Source organism: Bradyrhizobium sp. Ken01 (assembly GCF_055807355.1).
In genome coordinates this window covers 205900-229974 of the sequence record NZ_JBVVPC010000004.1, presented here as the reverse complement: position 1 = coordinate 229974, position 24075 = coordinate 205900, and the positions used below count along the sequence as shown (strand labels likewise).

General features: G+C 64.4%; 21 protein-coding genes. 7 read left to right on the top strand and 14 right to left on the bottom strand.

Features of this window, described 5'->3' with window-relative positions:
* Positions 1 to 33: 33 nt before the first annotated feature.
* Positions 34 to 1392: a peptidoglycan-binding protein gene (locus AC0L3S_RS06620; RefSeq protein ID WP_473278495.1), complete on the bottom strand. Its 1359-nt coding sequence runs from the start codon at positions 1390 to 1392 to the stop codon at positions 34 to 36.
* Between the two features lie 156 nt (positions 1393 to 1548).
* Between AC0L3S_RS06620 and AC0L3S_RS06615 the strand changes: the two genes are divergently transcribed.
* Positions 1549 to 2352 (top strand): HesA/MoeB/ThiF family protein, encoded by an 804-nt coding sequence (locus AC0L3S_RS06615; RefSeq protein ID WP_473262490.1) that lies wholly within the window; start codon positions 1549 to 1551, stop codon positions 2350 to 2352.
* Positions 2353 to 2361: 9 nt separating this feature from the next.
* Here the strand turns inward: AC0L3S_RS06615 and AC0L3S_RS06610 are convergent, their stop codons facing one another.
* Positions 2362 to 3369, bottom strand: coding sequence for an aldo/keto reductase (locus tag AC0L3S_RS06610; RefSeq protein WP_473278494.1), 1008 nt, complete (start codon positions 3367 to 3369; stop codon positions 2362 to 2364).
* 115 nt (positions 3370 to 3484) lie between these two features.
* Between AC0L3S_RS06610 and AC0L3S_RS06605 the strand changes: the two genes are divergently transcribed.
* Positions 3485 to 4396 carry a LysR family transcriptional regulator gene (locus tag AC0L3S_RS06605; RefSeq protein ID WP_473278493.1) on the top strand — a complete coding sequence of 304 codons (912 nt, stop codon included), beginning with the start codon at positions 3485 to 3487 and terminating at the stop codon, positions 4394 to 4396.
* Positions 4397 to 4399: 3 nt separating this feature from the next.
* On the opposite strand, the gene AC0L3S_RS06600 is transcribed toward AC0L3S_RS06605, so the two are convergent.
* Positions 4400 to 5401, bottom strand: coding sequence for a 2-hydroxyacid dehydrogenase (locus AC0L3S_RS06600; protein ID WP_027514698.1), 1002 nt, complete (start codon positions 5399 to 5401; stop codon positions 4400 to 4402).
* A 326-nt stretch (positions 5402 to 5727) separates the two neighbouring features.
* Between AC0L3S_RS06600 and AC0L3S_RS06595 the strand changes: the two genes are divergently transcribed.
* Complete coding sequence (locus AC0L3S_RS06595) at positions 5728 to 6258, top strand: SH3 domain-containing protein (protein ID WP_473262484.1); 531 nt, start codon at positions 5728 to 5730, stop codon at positions 6256 to 6258.
* Positions 6259 to 6398: 140 nt separating this feature from the next.
* Here the strand turns inward: AC0L3S_RS06595 and irrA are convergent, their stop codons facing one another.
* Complete coding sequence (irrA, locus tag AC0L3S_RS06590; protein WP_018455787.1) at positions 6399 to 6890, bottom strand: iron response transcriptional regulator IrrA; 492 nt, start codon at positions 6888 to 6890, stop codon at positions 6399 to 6401.
* A gap of 354 nt (positions 6891 to 7244) precedes the next feature.
* On the opposite strand from irrA, the gene fabA reads away from it, so the two are divergent.
* From fabA to fabI, 3 genes are all read left to right on the top strand, one after another.
* Positions 7245 to 7766: a bifunctional 3-hydroxydecanoyl-ACP dehydratase/trans-2-decenoyl-ACP isomerase gene (gene fabA / locus AC0L3S_RS06585; protein ID WP_007603915.1), complete on the top strand. Its 522-nt coding sequence runs from the start codon at positions 7245 to 7247 to the stop codon at positions 7764 to 7766.
* Between the two features lie 39 nt (positions 7767 to 7805).
* Complete coding sequence (gene fabB / locus AC0L3S_RS06580) at positions 7806 to 9029, top strand: beta-ketoacyl-ACP synthase I (protein ID WP_026233025.1); 1224 nt, start codon at positions 7806 to 7808, stop codon at positions 9027 to 9029.
* Between the two features lie 132 nt (positions 9030 to 9161).
* Positions 9162 to 9962, top strand: a complete 801-nt coding sequence (fabI, locus tag AC0L3S_RS06575; protein ID WP_473262478.1) for an enoyl-ACP reductase FabI — start codon at positions 9162 to 9164, stop codon at positions 9960 to 9962.
* On the opposite strand, the gene AC0L3S_RS06570 is transcribed toward fabI, so the two are convergent.
* Genes AC0L3S_RS06570 through AC0L3S_RS06560 form a run of 3 tightly spaced genes read right to left on the bottom strand, consistent with a single transcriptional unit; the run spans position 9959 to position 11950 of the window.
* Positions 9959 to 10555, bottom strand: coding sequence for a glutathione S-transferase family protein (locus AC0L3S_RS06570; protein WP_473278492.1), 597 nt, complete (start codon positions 10553 to 10555; stop codon positions 9959 to 9961). The genes fabI and AC0L3S_RS06570 overlap by 4 nt on opposite strands.
* On the bottom strand, positions 10552 to 11016 hold the full coding sequence (locus AC0L3S_RS06565) for a GNAT family N-acetyltransferase (protein WP_473278491.1): 465 nt from the start codon (positions 11014 to 11016) through the stop codon (positions 10552 to 10554). The genes AC0L3S_RS06570 and AC0L3S_RS06565 overlap by 4 nt, the downstream gene beginning before the upstream one ends.
* A gap of 7 nt (positions 11017 to 11023) precedes the next feature.
* Complete coding sequence (locus tag AC0L3S_RS06560; RefSeq protein ID WP_275168783.1) at positions 11024 to 11950, bottom strand: hydrogen peroxide-inducible genes activator; 927 nt, start codon at positions 11948 to 11950, stop codon at positions 11024 to 11026.
* Between the two features lie 114 nt (positions 11951 to 12064).
* Between AC0L3S_RS06560 and katG the strand changes: the two genes are divergently transcribed.
* Positions 12065 to 14233, top strand: coding sequence for a catalase/peroxidase HPI (gene katG, locus AC0L3S_RS06555; RefSeq protein ID WP_473278490.1), 2169 nt, complete (start codon positions 12065 to 12067; stop codon positions 14231 to 14233).
* A 244-nt stretch (positions 14234 to 14477) separates the two neighbouring features.
* Here katG and pnp read toward each other — a convergent pair whose 3' ends face one another.
* The 7 genes from pnp to nusA form a co-directional block, all read right to left on the bottom strand.
* Complete coding sequence (pnp, locus tag AC0L3S_RS06550) at positions 14478 to 16631, bottom strand: polyribonucleotide nucleotidyltransferase (RefSeq protein WP_007603907.1); 2154 nt, start codon at positions 16629 to 16631, stop codon at positions 14478 to 14480.
* Between the two features lie 376 nt (positions 16632 to 17007).
* Positions 17008 to 17277 (bottom strand): 30S ribosomal protein S15, encoded by a 270-nt coding sequence (rpsO, locus tag AC0L3S_RS06545; protein ID WP_007598346.1) that lies wholly within the window; start codon positions 17275 to 17277, stop codon positions 17008 to 17010.
* 3 nt (positions 17278 to 17280) lie between these two features.
* A complete protein-coding gene (gene truB / locus AC0L3S_RS06540; protein WP_473278489.1) occupies positions 17281 to 18399 on the bottom strand; it encodes a tRNA pseudouridine(55) synthase TruB in 1119 nt (372 codons plus the stop codon).
* Entirely contained in the window at positions 18396 to 18827 is a 432-nt protein-coding gene (gene rbfA, locus AC0L3S_RS06535) for a 30S ribosome-binding factor RbfA (RefSeq protein ID WP_473278488.1), read from the bottom strand. The genes truB and rbfA overlap by 4 nt, the downstream gene beginning before the upstream one ends.
* Before the next feature lie 156 nt (positions 18828 to 18983).
* Positions 18984 to 21686 carry a translation initiation factor IF-2 gene (gene infB, locus AC0L3S_RS06530; protein WP_247285121.1) on the bottom strand — a complete coding sequence of 901 codons (2703 nt, stop codon included), beginning with the start codon at positions 21684 to 21686 and terminating at the stop codon, positions 18984 to 18986.
* Positions 21687 to 21756: 70 nt separating this feature from the next.
* On the bottom strand, positions 21757 to 22440 hold the full coding sequence (locus tag AC0L3S_RS06525) for an RNA-binding protein (protein WP_473278486.1): 684 nt from the start codon (positions 22438 to 22440) through the stop codon (positions 21757 to 21759).
* A 22-nt stretch (positions 22441 to 22462) separates the two neighbouring features.
* Positions 22463 to 24073, bottom strand: coding sequence for a transcription termination factor NusA (gene nusA / locus AC0L3S_RS06520; protein WP_473262461.1), 1611 nt, complete (start codon positions 24071 to 24073; stop codon positions 22463 to 22465).
* Between the last annotated feature and the right edge of the window lie 2 nt (positions 24074 to 24075).

The following is a 24075-nucleotide window of genomic DNA, read 5'->3' as shown; positions in this document are numbered from 1 at the left end:
CATTCATGCCGCATCGCGCCCGGGACATGAGAGTTACTTGCGCACGCAGATCACGCGCACGACGGCGGCTTTCGCATCCGCCGAGGTGCCGTTCGCGGTGACACCGTTTGTCTTCAGGAAATCGCGCACCGTCTCCGCGGAGACCATCACCGCCTGCGACGCCGGTACCGACGTCGCGGCGCCCGCAACCATCGCCGGCTTCAACAACGCGATGCCGGCGAACTTGCCGTCGCCGTCGATGGCGGCGCTGCCGGAGAAGCCGACAGCCGGTGGGGGTGAGAGCGGGGAATCGCCGCCACCGACAGATGCCAGCGCAGCCTTGAGGCTCGACACACCGGCGGCTCCGCCCTGGCTCTGCGGATCCGCGATACCGATGATATCGACACTCGTCTTTGCCGCGCCGCTACCGAGGCCGAACGGGTTCAGACCGCGGGCCCCGTAGATATGCAGCAGCGCGAGATCGTGTTCCCGGTCCTCGGCGAGACGGTCGGCGCTGCCGTAGCCGGCGATCGTGATCGCGAGACAGGAATCGGTCACGAGGCGGTCGGTGATGATCGCGCCATCGTCGCTGACGACGAGACCTGTGCCATATTCAACGGTCTTGCGCGGCGGCGGCCCGGCTTGCGGCCCCGACGGAAATGCATTGAACGCGCTCGACATCGCGATCACGACCGGCTCGACCGTGTTCTCGGTCGCTTGGTCGTAGAGGATCGTCATGATACGGACTTCGTCACCCCGAGAGGTGCCGCGCACGTAAAATTTCTTCAGGCCCTGCAAACCCGACAGCACGAAGAAGTAGGGCTTCACCACGGTGTAGTCGACCTTGCGACCCGGCTCTTTCTTCTCCGCTTCGGCAAGCTTGGCTGTGGTCGGGTTCGCCTCCTTGCGGCGGCTGAGCAGCACCTGCACCGTGCCAGTGGGCGATGTCCATTTCGAGCCGTTGGCGTCGGTCGCCTGCTGCGGCACCAGCTTTGAGGGAATGCCAAGCCGCGCGCCGCTGGTCATCTCCGTCACGATCTTCCAGCCGACGCTTTCCTGCTTTCGCCGCGCGGTCTCGGCCAGCGCGGCGCGTTCCTGCGGATTGAGCACGCCGGTCGGCTTGCCGCCCTTGGCTTTCTGATACTCCTTGATCGCCTCGACCAGGCGTGCGCTGACGTCGCCGGTGATGGCGCCGTTATATTGGCCGACCCAGGCAAGGTCGGACTGCAGCGACAGCCGCTCCGCCTGCGCCATGGCATCGGCCGTCGCAGCCGGCGTCTGCAATGCAGGAGGCCGGATCGGAACGGTCTGAACCGGCTTCGGCTTGGTGCCGGAAATCTGCGGTGTCGTCGTCTGGGCGTGTGCGCCTGTCGCAGCCGCAAACATCAGTGTTGCCGCAAGCATCGATCTCATGACAAATCCAGCCAGCCCATTGAACGCGATGCCATTGAAGCACATCTCGTTGGTCGCGAACAATCTCGGGGTGGTTCAGCCGGGCGATATCGGTGCCTGCATGGTTCGAGACGCGCGTTCCGCGCACCATGAGGGTTGAGAGAACGAAGGATAACGATGCTGAGCCCGGACGAACTCGAACGTTATGCCCGCCATATCGTGTTGCGCGATGTCGGTGGTCCCGGCCAGGCTGCGCTGAAGCGGGCCTCTGTGCTGGTGATCGGCGCCGGCGGGCTTGGTGCGCCCGCCTTGATGTACCTGGCGGCCGCCGGCGTCGGGACGCTCGGCGTGGTCGATGACGATGTGGTATCGCTGTCGAACCTCCAACGGCAGGTCATTCACACCACACCCGATATCGGCCGGCACAAGGTCGAGAGCGCGGCCGAAAGGATCATGGCGCTCAACCCGCATGTCCGCTTCGTCGGCCACGCCACCTGGCTCAATGCCGACAATGCGCTGGCGCTGATCGGCGACTATGACCTGGTGCTCGACGGCTCCGACAATTTCTCGACCCGCTATCTGGCCTCGGACGCCTGCTTCTTCGCCAAGAGGCCGCTGATCACAGCGGCGCTCGGCACCTTCGATGGCTCACTGACCACCATCCGCGCGCATGAGAAGAACGAGCAGGGCGAATTCAATCCGACCTATCGCTGCCTGTTTCCGGAGGCGCCACCGCCCGGGACCGTGCCGGCGTGCGCCGAAGCCGGCGTCATGGGCGCGCTGGCGGGCGTGATGGGCTCGATGATGGCGCTGGAGGCGATCCGCGAGATCGTCGGCTTTGGCGATGGCCTGGTCGGCCGTCTCCTGATGATCGATGCGCGCGCGATGCGCTTCGAGACGCTGCGCTACGCGCGCGATCCGGCCAATCCGCTCAATGGCGATGGGCCTGTGATCACTGACCTCAGCGCCCATCGCACCTGAGCGCCGCCGCTACGCCGTGGCCGGCTTCTCGCTATCGAGGTGCGCCATCTGCTCGGCGGCGTAGCGCGTACCGGCGGCGACATCGGGCGGGAAGGCCTTTGCCAGCACCGCGAGATGAGCTGGCGTCAGCGTGACCCTGGCCGCACCGAGTGCCTCGCTGAGGCGGTTGCGGGTGCGGGCGCCGACCAGCGGCACGATCTCCTTCCCTTGCGCCGCCACCCAGGCGATCGCAACTTGTGCCGGCGTTGCGCCAATCTCGGCGGCGATGGCGCGCAGCTGCTCCACCAGCGCCAGATTGGCATCGAGATTCGACCCCTGGAAGCGCGGCGTCATCAGCCGGTAATCCTTGCCTGTCTTGCCGGAGTCCTTCGACCAATGGCCGCTGATGAGGCCGCGCGCCAACACGCCGTAACCCGTGATGCCGATGCCGAGCTCACGGCAGGTCCTCAGGATGTCGCGTTCGATGCCACGCTCGATCAGCGAATATTCGATCTGGACATCGGCGATCGGGTGCACGGCATGCGCGCGGCGGATGGTGTCGGAGCCAACCTCGGACAGGCCGATATGTTTGATGTAGCCGGCCTTCACGAGATCGGCGATGCAGCCGATGGTGTCCTCGATCGGAATGCTAGGATCGAGCCGCGCCGGACGGTAGATGTCGATGCAGTCGGTACCGAGCCGCTGCAGTGAATAGGCCAGGAAGTTCCTCGTTGCGGCCGGCCTCGTGTCCATGCCGGTGAATTCGCCGGCAGGACCGCGCAGCGCGCCGAACTTGACGCTGATCTGCACCTTGTCGCGCGGCACGCCCTTGAGCGCTTCGTGCACCAGCATTTCATTGTGGCCCATGGCGTAGAAATCGCCGGTGTCGACCAGGGTGATGCCGGCATCCAGCGCCGCGTGGATCGTGGCGATGCTCTCGCCGCGATCGGCGGGGCCGTAGACCTCGGACATGCCCATGCAGCCGAGACCGAGAGCGGAGACGGTGGGGCCGGTTGAACCGAGTTTGCGCTGTTCCATGGTGGCTCTCCTCGAAAGGGCGCTGACTGCGCCGGGTGACGAGGCCTGATATGCCCCCGATGGATTGCGCCGATAAGCTGGACAATCGAGAATGGCTTGTTCACATTGGCGAACAATGGCCGAGCCTGACCTGCGCGATCTCGATGTCTTTGTGGCGGTGGCCCGTACCCGCAATTTCCGGCGCGCGGCGATCGATATTCGCGTGTCGGTGTCGAGCCTTAGCCAGCGATTGCGGGACCTGGAGGAGCGCCTCGGCGTCCGCCTGATGAACCGCACCACCCGCAGCGTCGCCCTGACCGAGGCGGGCGAGTTGCTGCTGTCGCGCGTGGCGCCGGCGCTGCGCGATGTCGGCGATGCCCTGGATCAGGTCCGGGGCCTGCGCGAAGTGGCCTCGGGCCGGCTGCGCATCAACGCGCCGCCGCCCGCGGTCGATCTCGTGCTGGCGCCGATGATCGGGCCGTTCCTTCAGGCCTATCCGCAGGTCGACCTCGACATCGTCTCCGAGAGCGGGTTCGTCGATATCGTCAGCGCGGGCTTCGATGCCGGCGTGCGCTATGGCGAGCATCTCGCGCAGGACATGGTCGCGATCTCGCTCAGCGGCCCGCAGAGCTATGTCGTGGTCGCTTCACCCGATTACCTCGCTCGCCGCGGCAAGCCTGAGCATCCGAAGGATCTGCTCGACCATGATTGCATCCGCGCCCGCTACTCCAGCGGTGTCATGCACGATTGGGAGTTCGAGAAGGCTGGTCAACTGGTGAAGGTCGATCCGCCGGCAAAGCTGATCTCGACCAACATGGGCCTTTCCATGCGCGCCGCGCTCGACGGCGCCGGTATCTGGGCGACGCTCGATGGTTATGTCGGCGAAGCCCTGAAGTCGGGCGCGCTGGTCAGCCTGATTCAGGACTGGTGCGAGCCGTTTCCGGGCCCGTTCCTGTATTATCCAAGCCGGCGCCAGACGCCGCCGGCGCTGCGGGCCTTCATCGATTTCGTCGCCGACTGGCGCAGGCGCGAAACTCGCAGCAAATAGACGTCAAAGCATGCTCGGCAGCACGCGATCCGGCGGCTTGTGCGCGTCGAGGAAGGTGCGGATGTTGATGATCACCTTCTCGCCCATCTCGACGCGGCCCTCGATCGTGGCCGAGCCCATATGCGGCAGCAGCGTCACCTTGCCGGCCTTGGCGAGCCGCACCAGCTTCGGGTTCACCGCGGGCTCGTGCTCGTACACATCGAGGCCGGCGCCGCCGATCTCGCCGCCTTCGATCAGCTTGATCAGCGTGTCCTCGTCGGTGACGCCGCCGCGCGCGGTGTTGACGATGTAGGCGTCCTTGCGGATCAGCTTCAGCCGGCGCGCCGACAGCAGATGGTAGGTCGCGGGCGTGTGCGGACAGTTCACCGAGATGATGTCCATCCGCGCCAGCATCTGGTCGAGGCTTTCCCAATAGGTCGCGCCCAGCTCTTCGGCGATCTTCGGCGCCACCGGCCGGCGGTTGTGATAGTGGATCTGCAAGCCGAAGGCGCGGGCGCGGCGAGCGACCGCCTGGCCGATGCGGCCCATGCCGATGATGCCGAGGCGCTTCCCGCCGATGCGATGGCCGAGCATCCAGGTCGGCGACCAGCCCGGCCAGGGTTTTCCTTCCGTCAGGATCGAGGCGCCTTCGATCATCCGCCTGGGCACGGCGAGGATCAGCGCCATGGTCATGTCGGCGGTGTCTTCGGTCAGAACTTTCGGCGTGTTGGTGACGGTGATGCCGCGGGCGTGCGCGGCCTCGACATCGATGTTGTCGACGCCGTTGCCGAAATTCGCGATCAGTTTGAGCCTGCAGTCGGGCTGATTGACGATGTCGGCGGAGATGTGATCGGTCACGGTCGGAACCAGCACGTCCGCGGTACGGGCGGCTTCCGCGATCTGCTCGGCCGACATCGGCGCGTCGTCGAGATTGATCCGCGCGTCGAACAGCTCGCGCATCCGGGTCTCGATCGAGTCCGGAAGCTTGCGCGTCACCACGACGAGGGGCTTTTTCTTCACCGACATGTCCTGCCCTCATGAGGCGTTGCGAGCCGCCTTCGTCGCCAAAGGCCGGCCGTTGAGGCCTCATTAACCCGGTTGTTCGACACTGCGCTTGCCGTGTCGTCCCCGGCGTTTCCTTCAAGCTCTCCCGACATTTCCGGCCGGAAAATCGGGACAAACCGGTTGTTCAGATGTCCGTCCTCTCTAGCAGAAGGCCGGGCCAAGACAAGAACCACGGGTAAAGGGCTCGGGAACACCCGTGTGGAGCGGGTCAGGGGCGACAGCGGCCTGGTTTTGGAATTTAGGAGCGAGGGCCCGGCTCGGCCGGACCTTCGACAGGAGACGGGTTGATGGCGTTGGGGCGTTTTTGTTCGGTGATGGCGCTCGTTTGCACCTGGTTGAGCGCTTCGGTCAGCCCCGGGCATTCGGCGAAGGACAACACCCCTCAGACGGCCTCGGGCCTCCCGGTGCCGCGCTACGTCAGCCTGAAATCGGATCACGTCAACGTCCGCGCCGGCCCGACCAAGGACAATGACGTCGCCTGGGTCTACACCCGCTCCGGCCTGCCGGTCGAAATCACCGCCGAGTTCGAGAACTGGCGCCGGGTCCGCGATTCCGAGGGCGCCGAGGGCTGGGTCTATCACTCGCTGCTGTCGGGTCGCCGTACCGCCGTCGTCACGATGAAGCACAAGGACGAGCTTGCGCCGATCTACGATCGCGCCGATCCCGACAGCGCGGTTGCGGCGAGGCTCCAGGCCGGCGTCGTCACACAGGTGAAGAAGTGCACTGCAAACTGGTGCCACGTCCTCGGCAACGGCTTTGACGGCTGGATCCAGCAGGAGCGCCTCTGGGGCGTGTACTCCGACGAGCAGGTGAACTGACGGGGTTGGGAGCGGAGCTGTTGATCCACCGTCATGCCCGGGCTCGTTCCGGGCATCCACGCGCTTCTCGACCAGTCCAAAAACGTGGATGGCCGGGACAAGCCCGGCCATGACGACGAATTCAGCAGTTTTAGACGATCTCAGCGCTTCTTGCGCAGCCGCACGACCATGTCGATGCGGGCGATCTCGTAACCCGCGGGCACCTCCGGCATCTTGGACAGCGCCAAATGCGGATCCTCGATGTCGACCAGCTCATGGCTGTTCTCGAGGTAGTAGTGATGGTGGGTCGTGACGTTGGTGTCGAAATAGGTTTTGGTGCCGTCGACGCTGACCTGACGCAGCAGACCGGCGTCGGTGAGCTGGTTCAGCGTGTTGTAGACGGTCGCCAGCGAGACCGGCACCTTGGCCAGCGTCGCTTCTTCGTAGAGCATTTCAGCTGTGAGGTGACGTGCACCCTTGCCGAACAGGAGCCAGCCGAGCGCCATGCGCTGGCGCGTCGGGCGAAGCCCGGCGGACTGGAGCATTTCGTTGACGTCGTGCCACGGGCAACCGGTCAAAGCCGGCTGGCGGCCGGACATAAGAGCCGCCGCATGGGCCTCTTCGTCGCGATGGGGCGCGTTATTTTCGTTCATTTCCAGCTTCGGGCACGCGTGAACTCTCTGATCCTCAACATATATGGAGAGATAGATGCAGATGCAAGTTTCTCGCAACTAGAGTGGTTCTAATCAGCGAGGGAACCGGGCCCGCGGCCCGTCATTTTACCTTCATGAGAGCGCTTTGCTACCCGAAATGGCCTGTGTTAGAGAGCCCGCGGTTCCGCTTAACCGATTTTAGCGCGACCCGGCATTGAGGGCCGCTCGCTATCCATCCAGGGTCCTTCGGTATTCTCGTCTGACAATGGCAACAGATGTTGCCTTTCGAACAGGATGGGGCCCATTTTCGCCGGAAACGCCGCTCAATCGGGGTTTGAACACAAAGGCTTCCGCATGCTGAACAGGCGCAACGGTTACGAATATGAAGATCTGCTGGCATGTGCCCGCGGCGAGATGTTCGGCCCTGGCAATGCGCAATTGCCGCTGCCGCCGATGCTGATGTTCGACCGCATTACGGACATCAGCGAGACCGGCGGTGAATTCGGCAAGGGCGTGGTGCGCGCCGAGCTCGACGTGAAGCCCGATCTCTGGTTCTTCGGCTGCCACTTCAAGAACGATCCGGTGATGCCCGGCTGCCTCGGGCTCGATGCGCTGTGGCAAATGGTCGGCTTTTATCTGGGCTGGAGCGGTGGTGAAGGTCGCGGTCGCGCGCTTGGCCTGAACGAGCTGAAGTTCAGCGGCCAGGTGCTGCCGGAAGCCCGCAAGGTTGTGTACAACATCGATATCAAGCGCGTGATGCGTTCAAAGCTGGTGCTCGGCATCGCCGACGGATGGCTTTCGGTCGATGACCAGATTATCTATCGCGCGAAGGATTTGAAGGTCGGCCTGTTCAAGCAGGGCACGAGCCTGGGCTGAGCGCATCACCACGAAGACAACGATTGAGGCGAGGCTGTCATGAGGCGGGTTGTGGTCACCGGGATGGGCATTGTCTCCTCCATCGGAAACAACACCCAGGAAGTGCTTGCGAGCCTTCACGAGGCGAAGTCGGGCATTTCGCGGGCTGAGAAATATGCCGAGCTCGGCTTCCGTTCGCAGGTGCAAGGTGCGCCGACACTCGATCCTTCGACGGTGGTCGACCGCCGCGCCATGCGTTTCCTCGGTCAGGGCGCGGCGTGGAATCACGTCGCGATGGAACAGGCGATCCAGGATTCCGGTCTGTCGCCTGACGAAATTTCCAATATTCGCACCGGCATCATCATGGGCTCCGGCGGCCCGTCGGCGCGCACCATCGTCGAGGCCGCCGATATCACCCGCACCAAGGGACCGAAGCGCGTCGGGCCGTTTGCAGTGCCGAAGGCGATGTCCTCCACGGCCTCCGCAACACTTGCGACCTGGTTCAAAATCAAGGGCGTGAACTATTCGATCTCGTCGGCCTGCGCCACGTCGAACCATTGCGTCGGCAACGCCTATGAGACGATCCAGATCGGCAAGCAGGACGTCATCTTCGCCGGCGGCTGCGAGGAGTTGGACTGGTCGCTGTCGGTGCTGTTCGATGCGATGGGCGCGATGTCCTCGAAGTACAACGACACGCCCGCCACGGCTTCGCGTCCCTACGACGTCAATCGCGACGGCTTCGTGATCGCCGGCGGCGCCGGCGTGCTGGTGCTGGAAGAGCTCGAGCATGCCAAGGCGCGTGGCGCGCGCATTTACGGCGAGATCGTCGGCTATGGCGCGACGTCCGACGGCTACGACATGGTCGCACCGTCAGGCGAGGGCGCCGAGCGCTGCATGCGCATGGCGATGTCGACCGTGAAGACCAAGGTCGACTACATCAATCCGCACGCGACATCGACGCCGGCCGGCGATCCGCCGGAGATCGACGCGCTTCGCAGGGTGTTCGGAAGCGGCGAGAAGTGCCCGCCGATCTCGGCGACCAAGGCGCTGACCGGCCACTCCCTGGGCGCAACCGGCGTGCAGGAAGCGATCTATTCGCTACTGATGATGAACAATGGTTTCATCTGCGAGAGCGCCCACATCCAGGAACTCGACCCCGTGTTCGCCGACATGCCGATCGTGCGCAAGCGCATCGACAACGTCAAGATCGGCACCGTGCTGTCGAACTCCTTCGGCTTCGGCGGCACCAACGCCACGCTGGTGTTCAGCCGGCTGGATGCGTGACACCATTGTCGGCGCAGCGTTGATTTCGTCGTCATGGCCGGGCTTGTCCCGGCCATCCACGTCTTGGCCTTAGGCTTCGAAGGCGTGGAAGCCCGGGCATGACGAAAGCGGAACGTGAAAGGTGACCGTGAAATGGAAGGTTTGATGAAAGGCAAGCGTGGTCTGATCATGGGCATCGCCAATGATCATTCGATCGCCTGGGGCATGGCGAAGACGCTGCACGCCCATGGCGCCGAGCTTGCCTTCACCTTCCAGGGCGAGGCGCTGGGCAAGCGTGTCAAGCCGTTGGCGGAATCGCTCGGTGTGGACCTGGTGCTGCCCTGCGACGTCGAGGACATCGCCAGCGTCGATGCCACGTTCGATGTGCTCCGCGAAAAATGGGGCAAGCTCGACTTCGTGATCCACGCGATCGGTTTCGCCGACAAGAACGAGCTCAAGGGCCGCTACGCCGACACCAGCCGCGACAATTTTTCGCGCACCATGGTGATCTCCTGCTTCTCGTTCACCGAGGTCGCAAAACGCGCCGCCGAGCTGATGACCGAGGGCGGCAGCATGATCACGCTGACCTTCGGCGCCTCGGAGCGCGCGATGCCGAACTACAACGTGATGGGCGTGGCCAAGGCGGCGCTGGAAGCCTCGGTGCGCTATCTCGCCTCGGATTTCGGACCGCGCGGCATCCGCGTCAACGCGATCTCGGCAGGCCCGATCCGCACGCTCGCCGGCTCCGGCATCGGCGAGGCGCGGGCGATGTTCGCCTTCATGCAGAAGCATTCGCCGCTCCGCCGCGGCGTCACGCTGGACGAGCTCGGCGGCTCGGCGCTGTATCTGCTGTCGGATCTCTCTGGCGGCGTGACCGGCGAGATCCATTATGTCGATAGCGGCTACAACATCGTCCTGATGCCGCGGCCGGACGATCTGAAGACGGAAGACTAGCCCGCCGCGATCTTCTCCGCGCGCTGGAACGCCGGCCGCGCCATGCAGCGGGCGAGATAGGCCTCGAAGGCCGGGCGCGACGGCACCATCTTGAACAGGCGCACCGCGAAGTTCAGGCCGGAGCCGATCGTGATGTCGGCGGCGGAAAATTCCTGCCCGAGAATCCACGGTTCCTTGGCAAGCGCGGTTTCCAGCACGTCGAACACCTGCGTCGCGCTGCCCCAGGCTGCGGTCGACGTCGGGATCTCGATCTTGGTGAAGATCTGGATGATGGCGGGTTCGATGCAACCTGGCGAGAAGAACAGCCATTGCAGGTAACGCGCGCGGCGCGGATCGGTCACGGCCGGCGCCAGCCTGGTCTCGGGATAGCGATCCGCAATGTAGGCGCAGATGGCGGCGGCCTCGCCCAGCGCTGCATCGCCGTCGGTCAGCGCCGGAACCTTGCCCATCGGATTGACCTTGAGAAAATCCGGCGCTTTCTGCGCACCGGTCGAAATGTCGGTCAACACGCGCTCATAGGGCAGGCCACTCTCTTCCATCAGCCAGAGCGTCGTGAACGAGCGCGAGCGGGACGACCAGTAGAGTTTGATCATCGGGCTTTTCCGTCTTTCTTCCACCGATAATACTTCATCATGAACCCGTTCGAGGGCTCGATCTCTTGCTTCTCGAACACAAAGCCCTCGCGCTCGTACCAGCGCCAGGCTTTTTCGTTCTCGCGGACGCAGCGCAGATACATCTCGTCCGGCATTTGCGTGCGCGTGAAGGCGAGCATTTGACGGCCGAGCGATTGGCCCTGATAGGCGGGTGCGACGAACAGCATGTCGAGATAGAGTTTTGGCAAATGCAGCGCCAGCATTGCGGCGATCGTGCCGTTGTCGTCGGCGACGAACAGGCTCCAGCCGTCCTCGATCTCGCGCCGGATGCGTGCACGCAGGTTTGCCAGCATGAATTCGCTCGCCTCGCCGAGCCCGGTCGAGACCCAGCTCTCCATCCAGACACGGCCGATCTCGTCGTATTCGTCCGCGCGGGCCGGGCGGATGATGGGATGCGACATCGAGGCCTCAGGTTGGCTTGCTGCGCACGGAGGGGCGTGCGCGCACCTTGCCGGCCGACAGGCACACCACCTCGGAGATTTGCAGGAGTTGCCGCGCCAGCGGGCTAGTCTTGCGCCAAACCATGCCGATGGTGCGCGACGGCTGCGGATCACGGAAGCGCGCGAGCGAGACCGAGGCCGATCGCGTTTCCACCGACACGGCCATCTCCGGGATCAACGTGACGCCGATGCCGGCGCTGACCATCTGGACCAGCGTCGACAGCGAATTGGCATCCAGCATCTCGCGTGGCGGCGCCGATTGCATGTTGCAGAATGACAGTGCCTGATCGCGGAAGCAGTGCCCCTCCTCGAGCAGCAGCAGCCGCATCTCGCGCATCATCTCCCGCGATGGTGCCGGCGTTCCCTCATCCGCGCTCGGCCGCACCAGCAGGAATTTTTCCTCGAACAGGGCGACCTCGGTGAGCGAGGGCTCGGACACCGGCAACGCCACGATGGCGGTATCGAGCCGGCCTTCCACCAGTTCCTGGATCAGCCGCGGCGTCATCGTCTCGCGCACGCGGATGTCGAGCTCCGGATGCATGCGCGTCAGATTCTTGGTGATCGTCGGCAGCAGATAGGGGGCGATCGTCGGAATCATGCCGATCCGCAGCCGTCCCGAGAACCGGTCCTGCGAGGCGCGGGCGAAATCGCCGAGCTCGTCGACCGAGCGCAAGATGTCGCGGACGCGCTGCGCGAGCTCCTCGCCAAATCGGGTCAACGCCACCTGCCGGGCGCTGCGCTCCAGCAGCAGGCCGCCGAGCGCCTCCTCCAGCTCCTTGATCTGCATCGACAGGGCAGGCTGCGAGATCGAACAGGACTCAGCCGCGCGGCCGAAATGATTGTGACGCGCCAGGGCGTCAAAATAGCGGAGCTGGCGCAGGGTGAGGTTTAGCATCAGAAAATCTTATCGCTGCGATCATTAAAGTCAACTTCCCCTGATCGAACGTGAAGCCTAGAGTGCTTCTACCTGGTCAAAGGCGCGAGTTCGACGCCACCAGAGGAGGTATTCATGGACGACACTTCAAAGTGCCCGTTTTCGGGTGGAAAACGTGTGCCGGCGAACCGCGATTGGTGGCCGACCCAGCTCAGCATCGAGATGCTGCACAAGAATTCCGCCAAGTCCGACCCGATGGACAAGGACTTCGACTACGCCAAGGAATTCAAGTCGCTCGACTTGAATGCGGTCATCAAGGACCTGACCGCTCTGATGACCGAATCGCAGGAATGGTGGCCCGCCGACTTCGGTCACTACGGCGGCCTCATGATCCGCATGGCATGGCACAGCGCGGGCACCTATCGCACCACCGACGGTCGCGGTGGCGCCGGCGCCGGACAGCAGCGTTTCGCGCCGCTCAACAGCTGGCCCGACAACGCCAATCTCGACAAGGCACGCCGTCTGCTCTGGCCGATCAAGCAGAAATACGGCCGCAAGATCTCCTGGGCCGATCTGATGGTGCTGGCCGGCAACGTCGCGCTGGAGTCGATGGGCTTCAAGACCTTCGGCTTCGCCGGTGGCCGCGCCGACGTCTGGGAGCCGGAAGAGCTGTATTGGGGTCCCGAAGGGACGTGGCTGGGCGATGAGCGCTACAGCGGCGAACGCCAGCTCGCCGAGCCGCTCGGCGCGGTGCAGATGGGCCTCATCTACGTCAATCCGGAAGGCCCGAACGGCAAACCGGATCCGGTCGCCGCGGCCAAGGACATTCGCGAGACCTTCTTCCGTATGGCGATGAACGACGAGGAAACCGTCGCGCTGATCGCCGGCGGCCACACCTTCGGCAAGACCCATGGCGCCGGCGATCCGTCGCTGGTCGGACCGGAGCCGGAAGCGGGCGCGCTCGAGGATCAGGGCCTCGGCTGGAAGAGCAAGCACGCTTCGGGCATTGCCGGCGATTCCATCACCAGCGGTCTCGAGGTGACCTGGACGACGACGCCGACGAAGTGGAGCAACAACTTCTTCGAGAACCTGTTCAAGTACGAATGGGAGCTGACAAAGAGCCCGGGCGGTGCGCAGCAGTGGACGGCCAAGGGCGCCGAGGCGATCATTCCCGACGCCTTCGACAAGTCCAAGAAGCATCGCCCGACGATGCTGACGACGGATCTCTCGCTGCGTATGGATCCGGCCTATGAGAAGATATCGCGCCGCTTCCTGGAGAATCCGGACCAGTTCGCGGACGCCTTCGCGCGCGCCTGGTTCAAGCTCACCCATCGCGACATGGGTCCGGTCGTGCGCTATCTCGGCCCGCTGGTGCCGAAGGAAACGCTGATCTGGCAGGACCCGATCCCCGCCGTGAATCACGAGCTGGCCAGCGAGCAGGATATCGCCTCGCTGAAGACCAAGATCCTGGCTTCGGGTCTGTCGGTCTCGGAGCTGGTCTCGACCGCCTGGGCGTCGGCCTCGACGTTCCGCGGCTCGGACAAGCGTGGCGGCGCCAACGGCGCGCGCATCCGCCTCGCCCCGCAGAAGGATTGGGAAGTGAACGAGCCGGCTCAGCTCTCGAAGGTCCTGAGCAAGCTCGAAGCGATCCAGAAGGACTTCAACGCGTCGTCCGGTGCGAAGAAGGTCTCGCTGGCGGACCTCATCGTGCTCGGCGGCACCGCCGCGGTCGAGAAGGCCGCGAAGGATGCCGGCGTCGACGTCAAGGTCGGCTTCACGCCGGGCCGCATGGATGCCTCGCAGGAGCAGACCGACGCTGCTTCGTTTGCTCCTCTGGAGCCGCGGGCCGATGGCTTCCGCAACTTCATCGGCAAGCGGCAGCAGTTCATGATGCCCGAGGAGGCTCTGGTCGATCGTGCGCAGCTGCTCCGGCTTACCGGCCCGGAGATGACGGCGCTCGTCGGCGGTCTGCGCGTGCTCGGCGCCAATGCGAACGGTTCGAAGAACGGCGTCCTCACCTCGAAGGTGGGAACGCTGAGCAACGACTTCTTCGTCAACCTGCTCGACATGAGCACGCAGTGGACGCCGGCCGGCACTGACGGCACCTATGAGGCCCGCGACCGCAAGACCAACGCGGTCAAGTGGACCGGCACGCGCGTCGACCTGATCTTCGGCGCACACTCGCAGCTTCGCGCCTATGCCGAGGTCTATGCCACGTCGGATTCCAAGGAGCAGTTCGTCAAGGACTTCGCCAAGGCCTGGACCAAGGTGATGAACCTCGACCGGTTCGACATCGCGGCCTGAGGTGTTTGACCTCTCCCGCTTGCGGGAGAGGTCGACGCGCTCCGGGCGATGCGAAGCATCGTCCCGCGCGCGGCGGGTGAGGGATCTCTCCTCATTGGGAGTCTCTCTGCGGAAGCAACCCTCTCCCCGACCCTCTCCCGCAAGCGGGAGAGGGGGCGCAGATCGGTCGGAGCAGGCACAAACGAACACAAACAAAAAGGGCGGCCGCGAGGCCGCCCTTGGTGTTTCTGGCAGGTAGCGAGATTTACTCGCCGGCCGCTTCGCGCGCGGGCTGCTGGCTCTCGCCCTTGCCCTCGAGGTCTTCGCCGGTCTCCTGGTCGACCACCTTCATCGACAGGCGGGTCTTGCCGCGGTCGTCGAAGCCGAGCAGCTTGACCTTGACCTTGTCGCCTTCCTTGACGACGTCGGAGGTCTTCTGCACGCGCGCCGAGGCGAGCTGGCTGATGTGGACGAGACCGTCCTTGGAGCCGAAGAAGTTCACGAAAGCGCCGAACTCCATCACCTTGACGACGGTGCCGTCATAGATCTGGCCGACTTCCGGATCGGAGGCGATCGACTTGATCCACTTGATCGCGGCCTTCATCGCCTCGCCGTCGCTGGAAGCGACCTTCACGGTGCCGTCGTCCTCGATGTTGACCTTGGCGCCGGTCTTCTCGACGATCTCACGGATCACCTTGCCGCCGGTGCCGATCACTTCGCGGATCTTGTCGGTGGCGATCTTGAAGGTCTCGATGCGCGGCGCGTATTCGCCGAGCTCGGCACGGGCGTTGGTGAGCGCCTTCGACATCTCGCCGAGGATGTAGATACGCCCATCCTTGGCTTGGCCGAGCGCGACCTTCATGATCTCCTCGGTGATGCCCTCGATCTTGATATCCATCTGGAGCGAGGTGATGCCCTGCTCGGTGCCGGCGACCTTGAAATCCATGTCACCGAGATGGTCCTCGTCACCGAGGATGTCCGAGAGAACCGCAAAGCGCTTGTCTTCGAGGATCAGGCCCATCGCGATGCCCGCGGTCGGCCGCTTCAACGGCACGCCGGCGTCCATCAGCGCGAGCGAGGCGCCGCAGACCGAAGCCATCGACGAGGAGCCGTTGGATTCGGTGATCTCCGACACCACGCGCGTGGTGTAGGGGAATTCGTGGTGCGGCGGCAGCACCGGGTGGATCGCGCGCCAGGCGAGCTTGCCGTGGCCGATCTCGCGGCGCTTGGTGCCGCCGAGGCGACCGGTCTCACCGACCGAGTAGGGAGGGAAATTGTAGTGCAGCAGGAACGTCTCTTTGTACGTTCCCGACAGCGCGTCGATGTACTGCTCGTCCTCGCCGGTGCCGAGCGTGGTCACGACCAACGCCTGGGTCTCGCCGCGGGTGAACAGCGCCGAGCCGTGGGCGCGGGGCAGCACGCCGACTTCGGCGACGATGTTGCGCACGGTCTTGGAATCGCGGCCGTCGATGCGCTTGCCGGTGTCGAGAATGTTCCAGCGAACGATCTTGGCTTCGAGCTCCTTGAACACGCCGCCGATGCGCAGCTTGTCGTATTTCGGCTCCTGGCCTTCCGGGAAGTAGTGAGCGATCACCTTTTCTTTGACCTTGCCGACCGCAGCGTAGCGATCCTGCTTGACCGGAATGGCGTAGGCGGCGCGCAGTTCCTGCTCGACCATGCCGAGCATTTCCTTTTCGAGCGCCGAATTGTCGATCGTGGTAACCTCGCGCGGCTCCTTCGCGGCCTTTTCGGCGAGCTCGATGATCGCATTGATCACCGGCTGGAAGTGGCGGTGACCGAACATCACGGCGCCGAGCATGATCTCTTCGTTCAGCTCCTTGGCTTCCGATTCCACCATCAGCACGGCGTCCGCGGTGCCGGCGACGACGAGGTCGAGCTGGGTGTCGACCATCTCGTCGAGCGTCGGGTTGAGGATGAACTCGTCATTGGCGAAGCCGACGCGCGCGGCGCCGATCGGGCCCTTGAAGGGGGCGCCCGACAGGGTCAGCGCAGCCGACGAGGCCACCAGCGCGACGATATCCGGATCGTTTTCCATGTCGTGCGAGAGCACGGTGACGATCACCTGGGTCTCGTTGCGCCAGCCGTCGACGAACAACGGACGGATCGGACGGTCGATCAGGCGGGAGACCAGCGTTTCCTTCTCGGTCGGACGACCCTCGCGCTTGAAATAGCCGCCGGGAATGCGGCCGGCCGCGTAGGTCTTCTCCTGGTAGTCGACGGTCAGCGGCAGGAAGTCCACGCCTTCGCGGGGCGACTTCGCGGCGACGACGGTGGCGAGCACCACGGTCTCGCCGTAGGTCGCGACGACGGCGCCGTCGGCCTGGCGGGCGATCTTGCCGGTTTCGAGCTTGAGAGGGCGTCCACCCCAGTCGATCTCGACTGAATGCTTATTGAACATAGAGGTCTTCTTTCATGGGTTCTCGAAAGAAGGACGGGTCGAAAAACAAAAACCATGCGCAAGATTGCGGGACGTTGATCGAAGCGGGCGATCAGCGTCCTGCGATCCTGCCATGGTTTTTGGATTTCGGATGGCGTCCATCCCTTCGGGTCATACGGGCGCCTTGCCCGTTGTGCCCAGCCGCCGGATTGCTGCTGGACTGTCAGTCGGCACGAACGCGAACACCGAAGCGCGGTGTTCGCCCATCATGCCCGGATGCTCGCCGTCAACGGCTCGCATCCGACGCGCACGCAGCCTCGACGAAAAACCTTTAAACAAACGCTTTCGTTCGAAATCACGCGCGAAAACGCGCGCCGGTTGGCGCGCGCAAGAACTCTTAACGACGAATGTTGTGCTTCTCGAGCAGCGCCTTGTAACGCGCCTCGTCCTTCTTCTTCACATAGTCGAGGAGCGAGCGGCGGGTCGAGACCAGCTTCAAGAGACCGCGACGCGAATGGTTGTCCTTCACGTGGGTCTTGAAATGGTTGGTGAGGTTGGCGATGCGTTCCGACAGGATCGCGACCTGAACCTCTGGCGAGCCGGTATCGCCGGCCTTGTTGGCATTCGTCTTGATGACTTCCGCTTTGCGTTCTGCGGCAATCGACATCGGTCAATTTCTCTCGTTGCGATCGGCGCTGGCAGTCAGGCCGGTCAGGTTGAACACACGCTTGGGGATGATTTCGCCATTGCCGACTTCGGCAAGCGCGAGAAGCCGGCCTGCCACCGTGACATAGACTGTGCCGCTACAAGTGGGCGCATCCCGTCCGCGCAACAAAACGGCTTGGCCCCGATGGAGCCTTGCCGCATCAGCCCGAGTGACGGCCAGTGCCGGGATGTCGTCCAGCGCGGTCTCAACGGGCATAAGCGCGTCGGCGAGGCTACCCTCGCCGGACGCGGCTCTATCGCACAAAGCCTCCAACTGATCCAGCGGAATCATGTCGTTCTCGCCAAATGGGCCGACCAGGGTCCGCCGCAGCGCGCAGATATGGCCGTAAGTGCCGAGAATCCGGCCCATATCGCGGGCCAGCGCGCGGACATAGGTGCCCTTGCCGCACTCGGCCTCGAACACGGCCCGGTCGCTATCTGGTTGATCTACAAGGCTTAAACGGTGAATCTCGACGGGACGGGGGAGCAATTCCACGATCTCGCCGTCGCGGGCGAGGTCGTAGGCGCGCTCGCCCTGAACCTTGATTGCGGAGTAGCGCGGCGGGATCTGCTGGATCACGCCGGTGAAACGGGGCAGCAGCGCCTCGATGGCCTCCCGGGTCGGGCGCTGGTCCGAGGTTGCGGTCGCCCGGCCCTCGATGTCGTCGGTGTCGCGTTCCTCGCCCCAGCATACCGTGAACCGGTAGCGCTTGCGGCCGTCCATGACGAAGGGGACGGTCTTGGTGGCCTCGCCGAGCGCGATCGGCAGGCCGCCGGAGGCCAGCGGATCGAGCGTGCCGGCATGGCCGGCGCGCTTGGCATTGAACAGGCGCTTGAGCACGGCAACCGCCTGCGTCGAGGTCATGCCGATCGGCTTGTCGAGCACGACCCAGCCGTGGACGTCGCGGCGGTCGCGGCGCGGCTGGTTGCCCTTCTGCTTGTTGGCGCGCGGATCGTTGTTGACGCGGCGCGGCTCCTGATGCGGCTGAGAATTGCCGCTCATGTCCGCAAAATTATTTTTCTGCACGTCGAGCTGATCGGCCTCTTCGCCGCCGATCGTGCCGTGAGCCGGGTCCATCGTCATCGTTCTTCTTCCCGATCCGAATCCGGATCCTGTTCCAGGTCCTTCTGCACCGCGGGTGTTCGCAAAAGCTTCTCGATCCGTTCCGCTTCGTTAAATCGTTCGTCGACGCGGAAGCGAAGGTCAGGTGCAAATTTCAGGTTAACGCGCCGCGCGACCTCGCCGCGCAGGAATTTCTTGTTGCGCTCGAGCGCAGCGAGGACGATCTCGGTGTCGCGGCCACCGAGCGGCATCACATAGACTGTCGCGAGCTTCAGGTCGGGCGACATCCGCACCTCCGGCACGGTGATGATGTGACCTTCGAGGTCTGCATCATGCACGCTGCCTTGCGCCAGAATCTCGGCTATCGCATGGCGAACCTGCTCGCCGACCCGCAACTGACGTTGCGAGCCGCCGGACGCGGAACTCTTTTTCTGATGATGGCGGGGCATGGTCTGAAAATCACCTCGTCATGCCCGCGTTTGGGGCACTGGCACTGTCATTTGTCTTGTTGAAACGAAGAGGGGTGGATGGCCGGAAAAAATCCGGCCATCGCACTCCCGCAATTCAGTTCAAAAAAGATCCAGGCGCTTCGGTAAGATTTGGACTTACAGGGAGCGCTGGATCGTCTCCACGCGGTAACACTCGATGACGTCACCGGCGCGCATGTCGTGATAGTTCTCGAAGGCCATGCCGCATTCCTGACCGGACTGGACTTCCTTCACTTCGTCCTTGAAGCGCTTCAGCGTCGACAGCTTGCCTTCGTGCACGACGACGTTGTCGCGGATCAGACGCACGTTGGCGCCACGTTCCACGGTGCCGTCGGTGACGCGGCAGCCCGCGACCTTGCCGACCTTGGAGATGTTGAAGATCTCCAGGATCGCGGCATTGCCGAGCATGGTTTCCCGCAGGGTCGGCGCGAGCAGGCCGCTCATGGCCTTCTTCACGTCGTCCACGAGGTCGTAGATGATGTTGTAGTAACGGATCTCGATGCCGTTGCGCTTGGCGGCCGCAGCGGCCTCCTTGTTCGCACGAACCGAGAAGCCGATGATCGCGGCGTTGAAGCCTTCCGCGAGCGTCACGTCCGATTCCGAGATGCCGCCGACACCGGCATGCAGGATGCGCGCGGCGACTTCGTCGGTGCCGAGCTTCTCCAGCGAGCCCAGGATCGCTTCCAGCGAGCCCTGCACGTCGGCCTTGATGATCAACGGGAATTCCTTGCGGCCCGCCGTCTTCAACTGCGACATCATCTGCTCGAGCGAGCCGCGCATGCCGGAGATCGAGGCAGCCGCGTTCTCGCGCTTCTGGTGCGCGCGGTAGCTGGTGACCTGGCGGGCGCGGGCTTCGTTCTCGACCACGGCGAGACGATCGCCGGCTTCCGGCGGACCGTTGAAGCCGAGCACCTCGACCGGCACCGAGGGACCTGCCTCCTGCACCGTCTCGCCCTGATCCGAGATCAGCGCGCGGACGCGGCCCATTTCGGCGCCGGCGACGATGATGTCACCGACACGGAGCGTGCCGCGCTGGACCAGAACGGTCGCGACCGGACCACGGCCACGATCGAGCTTGGCTTCGATCACGGTGCCTTCGGCCGGACGATCCGAATTGGTCTTGAGGTCGAGGATGTCGGCCTGAAGCGCGATCATCTCGAGCAGCTTGTCGAGATTGGTCTTGTTCTTCGCCGACACTTCGACGTCGACGACTTCGCCGCCGAAGGATTCCACCTGCACCTCGTGCTGGAGCAGCTCGGTGCGCACGCGCTCGGGCTTGGCGTCGGGTTTGTCGATCTTGTTGATGGCAACAATGATCGGCACCCGCGCCGCCTTGGCGTGGTTGATGGCTTCGATCGTCTGCGGCATCACGCCGTCGTCGGCCGCAACCACCAGCACGACGATGTCGGTCACCTTGGCGCCGCGGGCGCGCATCGCGGTGAACGCGGCGTGGCCGGGCGTGTCGATGAAGGTGATCTTCTTGCCGCTTTCGGGCGACAGCACCTGATAGGCGCCGATATGCTGGGTGATGCCGCCGGCTTCGCCGGAGACCACGTTGGCATGGCGGAGCGCGTCGAGCAGCGAGGTCTTGCCGTGGTCGACGTGACCCATCACGGTCACCACCGGCGAGCGCGGCTCGGTGTCGGTGGAATCGTCGATGGCGTCGAACAGGCCTTCTTCAACGTCGGACGCGGCAACGCGCTTGACGGTGTGACCAAGCTCCTCGGCGATCAGCTGCGCGGTGTCGGCATCGATCACGTCGGTGATCTTGTGGATCGCGCCCTGCTTCATCAGCATGCGGATGATCTCCACCGCGCGCTCCGACATGCGGTTGGCGAGCTCCTGGATGGTGATCGCTTCCGGGATGACCACCTCGCGGATGAGCTTTTCTTTCGGCTCGTTCGCGGCATGGCCCTTCAGGCGTTGGGTGCGGCGGCGGAACGAGGCGATCGAGCGCTCGCGGACGTCGTCGGCATTGAAGGCGGTGACGACCGTCAGGCGGCCGCGCTCCTTCTGCGGGCCGGGCTTGTGGGTGGGCTTGGGAGCGACCACAGGCCGCGCAGCGCCGCCGGGGCCGCGACGGATCTGGCGCGGACCCTCGTCCTCGTCCGGTCCGGCTGCGACCGCGGGGGCGCGGCCCACCGGGCCTCCCGGCCGCTGCGTGGTCGTTCCGGGCCGCGCGGTTGTTGTTCCCGGGCGTGCCGTGGTGGTTGTGCCGGGTCGCGCCATCGGCGCTCCGGGCCGCGCTGCAGGAGCGGCCGAGGTTGCCGTTGCGGGGCGCGCCGCGGATTGCGGTTGCTCGCCTTCGCCAAAACGCTTCTTGGCCTCGGTTTCGGCCTTCCGCTTAGCTTCCTCTTCGTGACGGTGACGCTCCTCCTCGGCCTTGCGGCGGGCTTCGGCGGCCTCGCGATCGGCACGCTCGGCGCTTTCGCGGACCGCGCGGCGCTGGGCCTCTTCCTCGGCATGGCGGCGCTCTTCGACTTCGCGCACCTTGGCGTCGGCCAGCGCGCTGGCGCGGGCGGAACGTTCGTCCTCGGTCAGCGTGCGCAGCACCACGCCGGAGCCGGCGTTGCGCGGCGGCGCGGGGCGGGCCGGAGCAGGCTTGGGTGCTGCGGCCGGCGCGGGTTTCGCCACCTCGGCCACCTGCGGCTCGGGGCTGCCGTCGACACGGCGCTTGCCACGCTTCTCGACCACGACCTGCTTGCTACGGCCATGACTGAAGCTCTGGCGCACGGTGCCCGTTTCGACGCGCGGCTTGAGCGATAGCGTCTTGCTCGGAACGCTCAGCTTCTTGTCGCCAGGGGTCTTGGTATCAACCATTAAGCAGTCCTAATCCTGATCTTGTTGTCTTGTGCGTTGCCGCACCGTGCTATCGGGTGGTCGTTGTCTCTCAGAAATCCTGGCCGGGCTTTTCGGCAGTCCTGTCAGCGTCCGCCATCCGGTATCGGACCAGCATCTGGCTACGTGACAGGAATGACTTGCTCGCCGGGCCCGCGAGCAGGGCAGCATGTATCACATTTGACCGGGTAAGTGCCAAATCCAATTCTGTCGATTTTAGTGCGGTGACGACGGGAATCGGCGGCTTGGCGCCGCGATTTCCCTCATTTTGACGCGCCAGCATGTCCAATTTGCGGATTCCGTCCGCGGCCCCGTCGCTGGCATGGATCAGGACCTCGACCGTACCTTCCCGAAGCGCGCTTTCGACCTTGCCGAAACCGGCCACGATCTGGTGCGCTTTGGCGGCAATCCCAAGGGCTTCGACCACGCTCCGGACCAGGAGCGCCTCGAGGTCGGCGGGAAGCGTCTGAGGGATGCGCAGCTCGCGCTTGAAGGCTTTGGTAAAATGGTGACGCCGAACGGCTTCCGCAACCACCTCGCGCGAGGCGGTGACCCACATACCGCGTCCGGGCAGCTTGCGCTTGAGATCGGGAACTACGTGCCCTTGGGGCGAGACGACGAAGCGGATCAGCTCGTCGATCGGCCGGACCTCGCGGCTGACCGCACACATCCGCACGGTCGCGGACCTTTCGGTCCGCGGTCCATGGTCGAGTTCGGGGTCAGTATCGGCGAGCATCCGGGTGACATCCTCCTTCGCCCTAAGCCGGCTGATCTTCGGTCGCCTCGGCCTCTTCGGCGGGCTTGGCGAGATCGGCCTCGGTGATCCAACCGGCCTTGACGCGGGCCTGCATGATCATCGCTTCAGCATCGTCACGGGAAATTTCGAGGCCGTCGAGCGCGCCCGGATATTTGGTCTGCTCGCCGCCTTCCTTGCGCTCGGTCCAGCCGACCAGATCGTCCGTGGCGCAGCCGGCGAGGTCGTCGACCGTCTTGATGTCGTTTTCGCCGAACTTCACCAGCATCTTCGAGGTGACGCCGGGCACGTCCTTGACGGCGTCCTCGACGCCGAGCTCCTTGCGCCTGGCCTCGAGTTCGGCTTCCAGTTGTTCGAGATATTCACGGGCGCGGTTCTGGAGTTCCTGCGCGGTCTCCTCGTCGAAACCTTCGATGCCGGCGAGTTCCTTGACGTCCACCATCGCGAGTTCCTCGACGGAGGTGAAGCCTTCGGACGCCAGCAATTGGCCGACCACTTCGTCGACATTGAGCGATTCCATGAAGACGCGGGTGGAGTTCTCGAAATCGGCCTGGCGGCGCTCCGATTCCTCCTGCTCGGTCAGGATGTCGATGTCCCAGCCGGTGAGCTGCGAGGCCAGTCGCACGTTCTGGCCGCGGCGGCCGATCGCCAGCGAGAGCTGGTTGTTGGTGTCGGGCACGACGACCTCGATGCGCTCGCGGTCTTCGTCGATGACGACCTTGGAGACCTCGGCCGGCGCCAGCGCGTTGACCACGAAGGTCGCGATGTCGGGCGACCAGGGGATGATGTCGATCTTCTCGCCCTGCAATTCGTTCACCACCGCCTGCACGCGCGAACCGCGCATACCGACGCAGGCGCCGACCGGATCGACCGAGGAATCACGGGAAATCACGCCGATTTTTGCGCGCGAGCCGGGATCGCGGGCGACCGCCTTGATCTCGACGATGCCGTCATAGATCTCGGGCACTTCCTGCGCAAACAGCTTTGCCATGAACTGCGGATGGGTGCGGGAGAGGAAGATCTGCGGCCCGCGGGTCTCGCGGCGGACATCGAAGATGTAGGCGCGGACGCGGTCGCCGTTGCGGAACACTTCGCGCGGCAGCATCTCGTCGCGGCGGATGATGGCCTCGCCGCGCCCGAGATCGACGATCACGCTGCCATATTCGACGCGCTTGACGACGCCGTTGACGATGTCGCCGATGCGGTCCTTGAATTCCATATATTGCCGGTCGCGCTCGGCTTCGCGCACCTTCTGCACGATCACCTGCTTGGCGGATTGCGCGGCGATGCGGCCATATTCAAGCGGCGGCAGGGTGTCGGCGATGGTGTCGCCGACCTGGGCACCGGGATTGGCGCGCTGCGCATCCACCAGCGAGATTTGGTTGGAATGGTTTTCGACCGTATCGACCACCAGCATGTGGCGCGACAGCCGCAGCTCGCCCTTCTTCGGGTCGATCTCGGCGTGAACGTCGGTCTCACTGCCGTAACGGGCCCGCGCCGCCTTGGCGATGGCATCCTCCATCGCCGCGATGACGATGCCGCGGTCGATCGATTTCTCGCGCGCAACGGCGTCGGCGATCTGAAGCAATTCAAGTCGATTGGCGCTGACTGCCATGG

Coding starts and splice junctions, on each gene's coding strand:
- AC0L3S_RS06620 (WP_473278495.1), bottom strand. CDS start 1,392: ATGAGATCGATGCTTGCGGCAACACTGATGTTTGCGGCTGCGACAGGC.
- AC0L3S_RS06615 (WP_473262490.1), top strand. CDS start 1,549: ATGCTGAGCCCGGACGAACTCGAACGTTATGCCCGCCATATCGTGTTG.
- AC0L3S_RS06610 (WP_473278494.1), bottom strand. CDS start 3,369: ATGGAACAGCGCAAACTCGGTTCAACCGGCCCCACCGTCTCCGCTCTC.
- AC0L3S_RS06605 (WP_473278493.1), top strand. CDS start 3,485: ATGGCCGAGCCTGACCTGCGCGATCTCGATGTCTTTGTGGCGGTGGCC.
- AC0L3S_RS06600 (WP_027514698.1), bottom strand. CDS start 5,401: ATGTCGGTGAAGAAAAAGCCCCTCGTCGTGGTGACGCGCAAGCTTCCG.
- AC0L3S_RS06595 (WP_473262484.1), top strand. CDS start 5,728: ATGGCGTTGGGGCGTTTTTGTTCGGTGATGGCGCTCGTTTGCACCTGG.
- irrA (WP_018455787.1), bottom strand. CDS start 6,890: ATGAACGAAAATAACGCGCCCCATCGCGACGAAGAGGCCCATGCGGCG.
- fabA (WP_007603915.1), top strand. CDS start 7,245: ATGCTGAACAGGCGCAACGGTTACGAATATGAAGATCTGCTGGCATGT.
- fabB (WP_026233025.1), top strand. CDS start 7,806: ATGAGGCGGGTTGTGGTCACCGGGATGGGCATTGTCTCCTCCATCGGA.
- fabI (WP_473262478.1), top strand. CDS start 9,162: ATGGAAGGTTTGATGAAAGGCAAGCGTGGTCTGATCATGGGCATCGCC.
- AC0L3S_RS06570 (WP_473278492.1), bottom strand. CDS start 10,555: ATGATCAAACTCTACTGGTCGTCCCGCTCGCGCTCGTTCACGACGCTC.
- AC0L3S_RS06565 (WP_473278491.1), bottom strand. CDS start 11,016: ATGTCGCATCCCATCATCCGCCCGGCCCGCGCGGACGAATACGACGAG.
- AC0L3S_RS06560 (WP_275168783.1), bottom strand. CDS start 11,950: ATGCTAAACCTCACCCTGCGCCAGCTCCGCTATTTTGACGCCCTGGCG.
- katG (WP_473278490.1), top strand. CDS start 12,065: ATGGACGACACTTCAAAGTGCCCGTTTTCGGGTGGAAAACGTGTGCCG.
- pnp (WP_007603907.1), bottom strand. CDS start 16,631: ATGTTCAATAAGCATTCAGTCGAGATCGACTGGGGTGGACGCCCTCTC.
- rpsO (WP_007598346.1), bottom strand. CDS start 17,277: ATGTCGATTGCCGCAGAACGCAAAGCGGAAGTCATCAAGACGAATGCC.
- truB (WP_473278489.1), bottom strand. CDS start 18,399: ATGACGATGGACCCGGCTCACGGCACGATCGGCGGCGAAGAGGCCGAT.
- rbfA (WP_473278488.1), bottom strand. CDS start 18,827: ATGCCCCGCCATCATCAGAAAAAGAGTTCCGCGTCCGGCGGCTCGCAA.
- infB (WP_247285121.1), bottom strand. CDS start 21,686: ATGGTTGATACCAAGACCCCTGGCGACAAGAAGCTGAGCGTTCCGAGC.
- AC0L3S_RS06525 (WP_473278486.1), bottom strand. CDS start 22,440: ATGCTCGCCGATACTGACCCCGAACTCGACCATGGACCGCGGACCGAA.
- nusA (WP_473262461.1), bottom strand. CDS start 24,073: ATGGCAGTCAGCGCCAATCGACTTGAATTGCTTCAGATCGCCGACGCC.